The sequence below is a fragment of the Mycobacterium neglectum genome (assembly GCF_002591975.1).
Classification (GTDB): domain Bacteria; phylum Actinomycetota; class Actinomycetes; order Mycobacteriales; family Mycobacteriaceae; genus Mycobacterium; species Mycobacterium neglectum.
This window is the reverse complement of record NZ_NVQE01000083.1, coordinates 1-10,950: the sequence shown is the minus strand read 5'-3', so window position 1 is coordinate 10,950 and position 10,950 is coordinate 1. Positions and strand designations below refer to the sequence as shown.

The window sequence follows — 10,950 nt, the reverse complement described above, 5'->3', positions numbered from 1 at the left end:
CGCCGCACAAGCCCGGTGGCGGGCAGTCAACGCACCCCACCTGGTCGCCCTCGTCCGTGCCGGCGCCGTCTTCCACAAAGGCAAGCTACTCGAACGCCCCGCCGACATCACACCGCCCGAGCCGGCCGAATCAACCGAAACGGAGGTCGCCTGAAACACCCCGATCCACAGGTATTGACAATTCCTCTCGCCAGCGGATCGCTACCGAATTAGGTTATAGCGAAACAATTTTCATCGATCTGCCAGCAGAAGGATCCAACACCGCGCACGCACGCATCTTCACCCCGGTGGTCGAGTTGCCCTTCGCCGGACACCCCACTGTGGGCGCTTCGTGGTGGCTGCGCGATCAAGGTTCTGCGATCAACACGCTGCAGGTGCCCGCGGGCATCGTGCAGGTCACCTACGACGGGGAACTGACGGCTGTGAGCGCGCGGGCGGATTGGGCTCCGGACTTTGCGATCTATGACCTTGCCTCCGTCGACGAGTTGATGGCGGCCGACCCCGCCGACTACACCGACGACGTCGAGCACTACCTGTGGACCTGGCTTGACGAGTCCGCCGCAACGATCCGCTCGCGGATGTTCGCCAGCCACCTCGGCGTTCCCGAGGATGAGGCCACTGGCGCCGCCGCAGTGCGGATCACCGACTACCTCAGCCGCGACCTCGAGATCGTGCAGGGCAAGGGGTCGATGATCTCCACCAAGTGGAGTCCTGAGGGTTGGGTGCGTGTCGCAGGCCGCGTCGTGAGCGACGGCACGAAGCAGATCGACTAGCGGGCTGTTCAGCTCTGGGCCGGCTGCGGAGACTTGCGATGCTCCCGTAGCGCCTTTATCTCACGCTCGAAATCCTCGGCCGATGTGAAGCCGCGGTAGACGGAGGCGAACCGCAGGTACGCCACCTCGTCAAGTTCTCGGAGCGGTCCGAGGATGGCCAGTCCCACTTCATTGCTGGGCACTTCAGGCGAACCGGTGGCACGCACGGCATCCTCTACCTGCTGGGCGAGCACGTTCAGTGCGTCGTCGTCGACCTGCCGGCCCTGACATGCGCGGCGCACACCTTTGACGACCTTCTCCCGGCTGAACGGTTCGGTGACACCGCTACGTTTGACCACGGCGAGCACCGCGGTCTCGACCGTCGTGAAGCGACGACCGCACTCCGGGCATGATCTGCGGCGCCGAATCGCCTGGCCTTCGTCGGTCTCCCGAGAGTCGACCACTCTGGAATCGGGGTGACGGCAGAACGGACAGTGCATCACCGCTCCTTCACCGCGCCACAAAACGATTAACTCGAACTCCTCTGAGCGTACCTGCGCGGCACTCCGCGAGCCCAGCTTCGAGTCGATTGGGGCGCATCCGGTGCTTGCACTTTCGAATGCCCTTGTGCGGCCGCTGTTTTCACCGCTCACAGCGCACCGTCAGCCGATCGGCGCGATCAGCGTCTGGCCAGCATGAACCGCGACCGTATCGAGTTGGTTGAGCTCGCGGATCCGGTCGATGACCTGGCTTGCCGGCGCGTCGGGGGCGACCCGGCCGGCGACGTGCTGCAGCGTCTCGCCCGTCTGCACCTGAACCACCGCGAGCCGGTCGGGCACGGAGGCCGATTCACCGACGACACCACCGAACTGCGCGACCAGCCCGAGCCACACGGTGATGCCCGCAGCGACAACCGCCAACAGGACCGTGGTGACCGGCGTGATCGGCCGGCGACGGTGCGAGGCGCGTGATACGAGGACGCCGGTGTTTCGATACCGCACCGGAGCGCCGCCCGGCCGCCGTGACGGTGGCCGCCGACGTGCGCCTGCCGGCCGGTCTACCGGCCTGAACTGGGGCGTTGCCTGGTTTTCCCGAGTATCGAGAATGGTCATCTTTCTGCCTTCCGGTCCGAGGTCATTCGCTCTTGTGTTCGAACATACTCGCTCACGTGTTCGATTAATAGAACATGTGATCGAACTGTTGCCAAACGATATCGGGCCCCACCGACAAGCACCGAGAAGTGCCCGCCGCCCGGATCCGACGACTTAAAGCGATCCGACACGCCTCGAACACATGTTTGATTATTCGGCTGCCACCGGCTACATTCGCGCCATGGACTCCAGCAGCGATATCCCGGGTGGCACGGACGGCACGGGCGGACGCCAAGGACTCGAGACGGGTCTGACTGAGCGTCAGCGCACCATTCTCGAGGTCATCCGCACATCGGTGACCAGTCGCGGGTACCCCCCGAGCATCAGGGAGATCGGCGACGCGGTCGGGCTCACGTCGACTTCGTCAGTGGCCCACCAGCTGCGCACTTTGGAGCGCAAAGGGTTCATTCGACGCGATCCCAATCGACCGCGCGCCGTCGACGTGCGCAGCGCCGAGGACGTCGCGGCGGCATCGATCGTCACCACCGACGTCGCGGGGTCCGACGCCCTACCGGAGCCGACCTTCGTACCCGTGCTCGGCCGCATCGCCGCCGGCGGCCCGATCCTGGCCGAAGAGGCCATCGAGGATGTCTTTCCGCTGCCGCGTGAACTGGTCGGCGAGGGCTCGCTATTTCTCCTGAAAGTGGTCGGCGACTCCATGGTCGACGCAGCAATCTGCGACGGCGACTGGGTGGTCGTGCGTCAACAGAACGTCGCCGACAACGGCGACATCGTCGCCGCGATGATCGACGGTGAAGCCACGGTGAAGACGTTCAAGCGCACCCGGGGTCAGGTGTGGCTGATGCCGCACAACCCGGCGTTCGACCCGATCCCAGGCAACGACGCCGCCGTGCTCGGCAAAGTCGTGACGGTCCTGCGCAAGGTCTAGCCAACTGGATCGTCGTCAGCGACGAAGCCGTTTACCCTCGCGAGTTCTTCAGTCGCGAACCAGATTTCGGCGCTGGCATCGTCATATAATGCGCTGCCTGGCGCCCAGTACACACCCGACTTGGTGTTCGCCTTAATCGGATATCCGTCCGGCGCCTCGTTCGGGTCGTCAAGCGGCAGCAGGAATGCCACGCGCTGTGGCGAAGGATCGTCGTCGACCTCGATCCGGGCATGACGGCCGGTATCGGTGAGCGGATCACGCTTCATCGCCGCGGCCGCCGCGGCCGCGGCGAGAGCCGTTTCGGATTGAACGCGGGTCGGCGCGGTGTCAACCGCATCGGGATCGTCGTCCTCGCCGGACTCATCGTCGGGAGCAGGCGGCTTCTCCTCCTCGTGCTCCTGGACTCCCTGGTCTTCCCCGACGCTCGACGGCGCTCCCCACAGGTCGTCCTCCGGCAGCGACGCATCGCCGCTGCGCGGAAATGAACCCAAACCCCCACTGGCGTAACGGTCACCGAACATTGCAGCGGCGTAGTCGTCGTCGGTGGTCGCCCTTTCAGGGGGAGCCCCGACAGTACCGCTGTAGGCGGATTCACCATCGCCATCGAACCGGGTCTCTTCGTTGACGAATGAGCCGTCCGCCGCGAAAGGATCTTCGCCCGTGGGCCGTCGCAGCATGACCATCAATCCCACTCCGACCAGGACCACCAGCGGCACGAGGGCCAGCAGCCACCACAAGTTCGGTGTGAACCACTTGTCGCTCTTGGAATCCGACGCCTGGGGGGCGCTCGGTGCGTCAGGCGCATTTTGACCCGGCACCTCGAGTCCGGACAATTCAGAGGCCAGGTTCGCCGGTTCGGTGGTGAATGTGTTCTTGGATCGGTCCCACGAGACGACGCCGCCGTTGAATCGCTGAGTGACGACGCCACCGGCCTCGGTCTGGTCTGCCATCGGCGCGCCCATGGCGCCCTTCGCCCCATCCAGCTTGTTCCAGGCCGCTGCCATCGCGCCGCGAACAATCACCGCGCCGTGCTCGGGCGTCCAGAAGATGATCGGCTTATCCTCGGCCGCGAAGCTGGACATGCGGCTTTCGGTAGCGAGACCACCGTCGACCTCGTTGCTGATGGGGAAACCGAGATCGCCCTCCGGGCCGCCCACGCTCTCGTACTTGGCCAGCACCTGCCCGGTCACGACATTCGCACCGGTGGCTGGAGTGTAGAAGATTGCGCCACCGGCGAAGTTCTGCCTCAGGCCGTCCTTGCCCACGGGGTACGGCTCACCTTCCGGGGCGCCGAGGGGGCCCAGCGCTCCGCCCGCGGCGCGCCGGGCGGCACTGATCGCCGCGGCGGGGTCGTCGGGAAACTGCAGGTCAGCCAACTCCGCGGCCAGCTCTGGTGGCACCGTCGTGAAGGTCTTCTTCCGGATGTCGTACGTCAATTCACCGCCGGTGAACTTCTGGCTGACGACGTCGCCGCGGTAGACCTCATCCTCTGTCGGCACGCCGAGCACGCCGGCCGAGCCGCCAAGCTGGTCCCAGGCCGCGTTGATCGGCCCACGAACCACCCGTGCACCGGTCGCAGGCGTGAAGAAGATGACCGGCTTGTCCGTCGCACTGAACGTGGTGTTGCGGCTGTCCGGGGCCAGCCCGGGTCCCTCGTCGATGGTGGGGAAACCCAAATCGCTGTCGGCCGGGCCGCCCAACGACTCGTACTTCTCCAGAATCGCGCCCTGCATGATGCGGGCGCCGGTCTCGGGAGTGAAGAAGATCTTGCCTCCGGCAAAGTTCTGCCCGAAGCCCTGGCCGACCGGATAGACGTCGCCATTCCTGGGTCCCAGCGTGCCGCCGTCACCGCCACTGGCCTCCCACGCTGCGGTGATCGCACCGTTGGCGTCGGCCTCCGGCTGCGCGGCCGCGACCGGTGCCAGCAAAAGGGTCATCGACACGGCCAGCAAACCAATACTCAGTCGATTGAGCACTGTGCCGCGCCGACTCTTCTGCCCGCTCATTCACCCTCCCGCAGTCAGCGCAAATTCCATGAAAAATATCGCGCTCGTCAACTGTCCTTCAGATGACGTTAATAACCAAGGAACACACGCAAACTCTGGGAGAGAAAATACCCCGGCAATGCGGAAAAGCCTCGGATCTTGCGCAACGAAGCGCCGAATCAATTTGTCTGGGGCTCAGATACGACGATTTTTGAGTGAACTGCCGCCCCGGCACAGATCTATTCGGCGTTGAACTCTTCCCCGCGTCAAGGACGGTCATCCGCATCGAGATGGGCTCCGCGAGCATTGGTGGCCCATCGGATGACGAACGAAATGCCTTGCGTTCCTTGGTGTAGGGCGGCGGAAGCGCACGGTTCGATTCCAATTTGCTGCAGGGCATTGCCGTTCGGACGGCAATGTGACGTTAGCCACGGTGCGGCGGTAAGGGTTTAGCAAACCGACATTTGCGGGCATTCATGAACCACCTATCAAGGAGGACAGCGAAATGTCGGACAAGAACAGCGGGCCCGAAGAAGCCGTCAAGGGCGTCGTCGAGGGCGTAAAGGGCAAGGTCAAAGAGGTTGCAGGCGCAGTCGCCGGACGCGATGACCTGTACCGCGAGGGCCAGGCTCAGCAGGACAAGGCCGAGGCGCAGCGCAACGCCGCACAGAAGGAAGCGGAGGCCGAAGGTGCTCGTGCCGCGGCCAAGACCGCCGAGGAGCGTCAGAAGGCCGAGCAGAACTAGCTCACCGAAGCCGAAAAAGGTCCCCGAATCCCATGGGTTCGGGGACCTTTCGGCTGTCACACCAGTGCTGTGGGCGAGGCTTTAGCGCGTGGCTTTGATAAGCGGACCCGTGCGTGCCTAGAACGTCGCGAACTCACCGAGGGTGGCTGCCAATGAAATCGGGACGTGCGCCTTGATTCTGGTGCCATCGGCGGTGTGCTCAGTGGCGTCCACCCGACCGTCGGCATGCACTTTGTTGACCAGATCGCCGCGGTCATAGGGAATCGTCACATCCACGACGGTATCGGTCGGCGCGATCAGTTCGGCCATCCGCTGCTGCAGCCGTGTCAGACCGTCACCCGTATGCGCGGAGACGAACACCGCGTCCGGCAGGGCTCGCCGAAGCTGCGCGAGCGCGAGGTCGTTCGCGGCATCGATCTTGTTGACCACCACCAGCTCTGGAACAGAGCGGATGTCGTGACCTGCGCCTGATGTTGCCGCCGGGGCGGCTCCGGTGATCACTTCGTTGACCACCTGCCGTACCGCGTTGATCTGGTCCAGCGGTTTGATATCGGAGCCATCTACAACATGCACCAGCAGATCGGCGTCGACGACCTCCTCGAGGGTGGAACGAAATGCCTCCACCAACTGAGTCGGGAGGTGGCGCACGAACCCGACGGTATCCGTCAGGACGAACGGCCTGCCGTCGGCGAATTCCCCACGGCGCGTTGTCGGTTCGAGCGTCGCGAACAACGCGTTCTCCACCAGCACACCGGCGCCGGTCAGCGCATTGAGCAAACTGGACTTACCCGCGTTCGTGTAGCCCACGATCGCGATCGACGCCACGTCACTCGCCAGCCGACGGCTGCGCTGGGTGTCGCGGATCTTCTTCATGTCCTTTATCTCGCGGCGCAACTTGGACATTCGCTCACGGATTCGTCGACGGTCGGTCTCGATCTTGGTCTCGCCGGGTCCGCGGGTACCCACTCCGCCTCCACTGCCGCCCGCGCCGCCGCCCTGTCGCGACATCGATTCACCCCAGCCGCGCAGCCTGGGCAGCATGTACTCCATCTGCGCGTACGCCACCTGCGCTTTGCCTTCGCGGCTGGTGGCGTGCTGGGCGAATATGTCGAGTATCAACGCGGTGCGGTCGACGACCTTGACCTTGACGGCCTTCTCCAGCGCATTGAGCTGCGCGGGACTGAGCTCACCGTCGCAGATCACGGTGTCGGCGCCGGTGGCCAGCACCACTTCGCGCAACTCCTGCGCCTTACCCGAGCCGATGTACGTCGACGGATCCGGTTTGTCGCGGCGCTGCACGAGGCCTTCAAGCACCTCTGAACCGGCAGTCTCGGCGAGCGCGGCGAGTTCGGCCATGCTGGCATCGACGTCGGAGGCACTGCCCTCGGTCCAGACACCCACCAGCACGACGCGCTCCAGTCGGAGTTGGCGGTATTCGACCTCAGAGATGTCGGCGAGTTCGGTCGACAAACCCGCCACGCGGCGCAACGCCGCGCGGTCCTCGAGGGCGAGTTCACCCGCGCTGGGTATCTCGTTGTTCGGGAATTTGGGATACGTCATAAGCGAATACAGGGTCGCACGGCGATCGCGGCCGATGCACGTGATTTAACGCTGGGCAGCACGCCACCATTCCTCTGCCAGTTCGCCGTCGGCCACCAGGACCGACGGACCACGAAGGTAGCTGCTGGCCTCGGTGATCGTGACGGTGACATCGCCACCGGGGATGTGCACCAGCAAGGTGCCGATATCGGCGCCGCCATACGCCAACGCTGCGACCGCAGCGGCAACGGTTCCGGTGCCGCAGGACCGCGTCTCGCCGACACCGCGTTCGTGTACCCGCATCGACACAGCACCATCCGCCGGCGCCGTCAGCACCTCGATGTTCACGCCTTCGGGAAACTCGACGGGATCGAAGGACACCGGTGCAGCGACATCGAGCGCGGCCAGGTCGTCGAGCGTCATGGCGGGATCAACGCAGGCCAGATGAGGATTGCCCACGTCGATCGCCAAGCCTGCGAACGGCCTGCCACCGACAATCGCCTCACCGAAACCCAACTGGTTGGTCTTGCCCATCTCGACGGTGACGTCGGCGCCGGTGGCGTCCCAGTCGTGCAGCACGACGGGCCGCGGGCCGGCCAACGATCCGACGACGAACTCGTCGCGGCTCTCCAACCCCGAGGCACGCAGGTAGTGCGCGAACACCCGGACCCCGTTGCCGCACATCTGCGCGATAGACCCGTCGGCGTTGCGATAGTCCATGTACCAGTCGCTCGGGGCAACGCCCTCGGGGATCCGCTCGAACACCCCCGCCGCCAGGGCGGCCGCAGCCGTCGTCACCCGCAGCACACCGTCGGCGCCCAGACCCCTCCGACGGTCGCAGAGCGCGGCCACCGCGGCAGGTGTCAGCGTCAACCTGCCCTCCGGGTCGGGCAGCAGCACAAAGTCGTTCTGTGTGCCGTGCCCCTTGGCGAACTTCACCAGCTCAGGATACGTCGCGCCAGATGCGCAGCGTTTGAGAGACAGTGTCGTCCGCCGACCCGTCGAGCCAGCTGATGCGTTGGTCACGGCGAAACCACGACCGTTGCCGTCGCACGTAGCGACGGGTTCCGAAGAACGTCGGTTCGCGCGCGGCCGTTCCGTCGCCACCCTCGTCGAGGTCGGCGATCACCTGCGCATACCCCAGCGCCCTCGCGGCTGTCACACCGTCACGAAGGCCGCGGTCGGCAAGTCTGCGGACCTCGTCCACCAATCCGTCGCGGAACATCGTGTCGGTTCGCTGGGTCAGGCGTTCGTCGAGAAGTGTTGTTTCCCAATCCAATCCGATGATCGCGGTGCCCCATCGAGGCGCACCGATCGCCGGGAAGGAGGCGGCGAACGGCTGGCCGGTCAGTTCGACCACCTCCAGTGCGCGGACGATGCGACGTCCGTCGCTGGGCAGGATCGATGCGGCTGCGTCGGCATCCACCGCGGCCAGCTCACCGTGCAGGGCGCCGACGCCGATCTCGGCGAGCCGTTGTTCGTACCTGGCGCGCACCTCGGGGTCCGTCGCGGGGAAGGTCCATTCGTCGAGCAGCGCCTGGACGTACATCATCGAGCCGCCGACCAGGATCGGCACCGCGCCACGACCGGCGATCGCCTCGATGTCGGCGGCAGCGGCCTGCTGGTATCGAGCCACGCTGGCGGTCTCGGTCACCTCGAGCACATCGAGCTGATGGTGCGGGATGCCGTGGCGCTCGGCGACCGCGAGCTTTGCGGTTCCGATGTCCATGCCTCGGTAGAGCTGCATTGCGTCGGCATTCACGATCTCGCCGCCGATCCGCTCTGCCACCGCGAGCGCCAGCGCCGATTTTCCGGTGCCGGTCGGGCCCACGATCGCGATCGGTCGCGTCATGGGATCCAGACGCCGACGAAGTAACCCACGCCGTAGGGCGCACCGCGGTAGAGCTCCTTGGCCGATTGGGGGCCGGGTTCGCTCAGTCCGGCCAACACCTGATAGGCCACCCGGCCGACGATCGTGACCGGCAGCCGCATGAGTGCCGCGGCATCACCTGCGGCCAGCGCGTCGTCGAGCGCGGTCTGCGCCGGAATCGAGTCCGGGTCAAAGCCGCCGGGTGCGGGCTGGGTCAGCGTGTTCGCACCGTCGGCGACGACGAGCACGCCGACCGGATCGGCGGCTTCGTCGATTTCGGCGCGTAGCCGCCTGCCACGGTCCAGTGCCGCGTCGACGCCGTGATCATCGGCGTAGACCCGCACTTGGGCGGTGGCATCCGGTTTGACCTGGCCGCGTACCCAACCCGTCACCAACGCGCACAGTGGCAGCTCCGTCCGCGCGTCGGCCGTGCGCGGCGACAACGTGATCGGAACGTCGGCACCGTAGCCGGCGAAAGTGCCGCTGCGGCCGGGTCCCACCACCGAGTCGGTGTGCCCGATCCCGACGGCGATCCATCGAGCGGGCAGCGCCGCCGCGGCCCCGAAGACCGCTTCCCTCAGATCGGTGAGCTCGGCCGCCGCGCCAGCGGCCAGTTCACCGACCATGACGGGCGCCGACGGGACGATCGCGATGGCGCTCAGCACGTCACCACGCTAGTGCCGCGTCGCACGCGGAGCCGTGTCGGGCGCGTCGGCCGCTTCGCCACGGGCGAGCGCGCCGGTCGCGACGACCATCACCGCGAAGGCGACAATCAGGGTCAGCCAGCCCGCGTCGCCGGGCCGCAGCGACTCCCCCAGAATCACCACACCGAGCACCGAGGCCACCACGGGTTCGGTGACGGTCATCGTCGGCAATGAGGCGGTCAGCGAGCCGGCTCGGAAGGAGAACTGCTGCCACGCGGTGCCTGCGACGGCGACAACGGCCCACGCGTACAGCTCCGGTGTGCCCAGAAGCGCGAGCACACCGTCGTCGAGGCGATCCACCACGCCCTTCGTCAGGACCGCGAACACACCCCACAACGCTCCGGACACCACGGCCAGCAGCACGGCACTGACCGGACCCTTGAGCATGCTGCCGCCGATCACGCACAGCACCAGCAGGGGCCCGAGCACAGCGGCCACCGCGCCCCACGTTTCGAACGAGGCCCGGGAGTGGCCGGCGGTCGGGTTGCCGACGGTGACGATGACCGCCACCGACGCCGCGAGCAGCGCCGCCCACGTCCACTCCCACCGCGTCACCCGCCGGTGTGACAACCGGGCGTTGATCGGCAGCGCGAACAGCAGCGAGGTCACCAGCACCGCCTGCACCAGCAGCACCGAGCCGAACCCCAACGCGGCGGCCTGCAACGCGAATCCGCAGGCCGCGACCAGGCTGCCGAGCCACCACCGGCGGTCGCGCAACAGCTTCAGGAACAGCGCGGCGTGGCTGACCGGTTCGTCGGTGACCTCATGCGCCTGACGTTGGTGCATGACGTCGCCGATCGCGATGAACAGCGCGGCACCGAGCGCAAGGACGACAGCGATATCCGCCTTATCCATCAGGCTCCTTCCGTCGTCGTCGATCAGAGCGTAGGCAGACGCCGAGACGCGCATCGTGAAAGCGGTGTCCACACGACGGGGGGACCTGCTTGAATAACGGGCGAAAGTGACAGCTGGCAGGCGCCGCGTCGCGCGGCAGGTGCGCGGATCACCGCGTGGAGGGTACGAGAAACGAATATGACGACCAGCGAGCCAGGAGGACAGTCCTCCGCGCCCAGACCCACGTCCGGGTCTGTCCCGCCCAGACCCACGTCCGGGTCTCTCCCGCCCAGACCCGCCCCGAGGCCAGGACCACCCCGGACTCTTATACACATCTGACGCTGCCGACGACACCCCTTTCTTAGCTCTCTGTCGCTCGCCCACCACTACAACACATTCACACCTCTCCTACTCACATCCCCCCTCCCACATACAATCAATCTCTACACTCCATCCACTACACACTCTCTAACATACTTCA

General features: G+C 66.0%; 10 protein-coding genes and 2 pseudogenes. 4 read left to right on the top strand and 8 right to left on the bottom strand.

Annotated elements, in window-relative coordinates; all coding sequences use genetic code 11:
- Both CSQ99_RS30150 and CSQ99_RS30145 read left to right on the top strand, forming a co-directional pair.
- Positions 1–154: pseudogene (locus CSQ99_RS30150) on the top strand (IS256 family transposase); the annotation flags it as partial.
- 19 nt (positions 155–173) lie between these two features.
- A pseudogene (locus tag CSQ99_RS30145) lies at positions 174–773 on the top strand (PhzF family phenazine biosynthesis protein); the annotation flags it as partial.
- Between the two features lie 8 nt (positions 774–781).
- On the opposite strand, the gene nrdR reads toward CSQ99_RS30145, so the two are convergent.
- Together nrdR and CSQ99_RS30135 are read right to left on the bottom strand one after the other, a co-directional pair.
- On the bottom strand, positions 782–1,252 hold the full coding sequence (gene nrdR / locus CSQ99_RS30140) for a transcriptional regulator NrdR (protein WP_099042640.1): 471 nt from the start codon (positions 1,250–1,252) through the stop codon (positions 782–784).
- A 162-nt stretch (positions 1,253–1,414) separates the two neighbouring features.
- Positions 1,415–1,864 (bottom strand): LysM peptidoglycan-binding domain-containing protein, encoded by a 450-nt coding sequence (locus CSQ99_RS30135; protein WP_099042637.1) that lies wholly within the window; start codon positions 1,862–1,864, stop codon positions 1,415–1,417.
- 220 nt (positions 1,865–2,084) lie between these two features.
- Here CSQ99_RS30135 and lexA point away from each other — a divergent pair, with 220 nt between their 5' ends.
- Complete coding sequence (lexA, locus tag CSQ99_RS30130; protein ID WP_099042639.1) at positions 2,085–2,792, top strand: transcriptional repressor LexA; 708 nt, start codon at positions 2,085–2,087, stop codon at positions 2,790–2,792.
- Here the strand turns inward: lexA and CSQ99_RS30125 are convergent.
- Positions 2,789–4,798, bottom strand: coding sequence for an LGFP repeat-containing protein (locus CSQ99_RS30125; RefSeq protein WP_099042636.1), 2,010 nt, complete (start codon positions 4,796–4,798; stop codon positions 2,789–2,791). The two genes, lexA and CSQ99_RS30125, sit on opposite strands and share 4 nt — an antisense overlap.
- A gap of 484 nt (positions 4,799–5,282) precedes the next feature.
- Between CSQ99_RS30125 and mbp1 the strand changes: the two genes are divergently transcribed.
- The gene (mbp1, locus tag CSQ99_RS30120; protein ID WP_099042635.1) at positions 5,283–5,522 is read left to right on the top strand and encodes a microaggregate-binding protein 1; all 240 of its coding nucleotides are present in this window, start codon (positions 5,283–5,285) and stop codon (positions 5,520–5,522) included.
- A gap of 117 nt (positions 5,523–5,639) precedes the next feature.
- Here the strand turns inward: mbp1 and hflX are convergent, their stop codons facing one another.
- Genes hflX through CSQ99_RS30095 form a run of 5 tightly spaced genes read right to left on the bottom strand, consistent with a single transcriptional unit; the run spans position 5,640 to position 10,490 of the window.
- Positions 5,640–7,082, bottom strand: coding sequence for a GTPase HflX (gene hflX, locus CSQ99_RS30115; protein WP_099042634.1), 1,443 nt, complete (start codon positions 7,080–7,082; stop codon positions 5,640–5,642).
- Positions 7,083–7,127: 45 nt separating this feature from the next.
- A complete protein-coding gene (gene dapF / locus CSQ99_RS30110; RefSeq protein WP_099042633.1) occupies positions 7,128–8,000 on the bottom strand; it encodes a diaminopimelate epimerase in 873 nt (290 codons plus the stop codon).
- A gap of 4 nt (positions 8,001–8,004) precedes the next feature.
- On the bottom strand, positions 8,005–8,913 hold the full coding sequence (gene miaA / locus CSQ99_RS30105) for a tRNA (adenosine(37)-N6)-dimethylallyltransferase MiaA (protein WP_099042632.1): 909 nt from the start codon (positions 8,911–8,913) through the stop codon (positions 8,005–8,007).
- Positions 8,910–9,596: a class III extradiol ring-cleavage dioxygenase family protein gene (locus CSQ99_RS30100; protein ID WP_099042631.1), complete on the bottom strand. Its 687-nt coding sequence runs from the start codon at positions 9,594–9,596 to the stop codon at positions 8,910–8,912. The genes miaA and CSQ99_RS30100 overlap by 4 nt, the downstream gene beginning before the upstream one ends.
- 9 nt (positions 9,597–9,605) lie before the next feature.
- Positions 9,606–10,490, bottom strand: a complete 885-nt coding sequence (locus CSQ99_RS30095; RefSeq protein ID WP_099042638.1) for a DMT family transporter — start codon at positions 10,488–10,490, stop codon at positions 9,606–9,608.
- Positions 10,491–10,950: the final 460 nt, after the last annotated feature.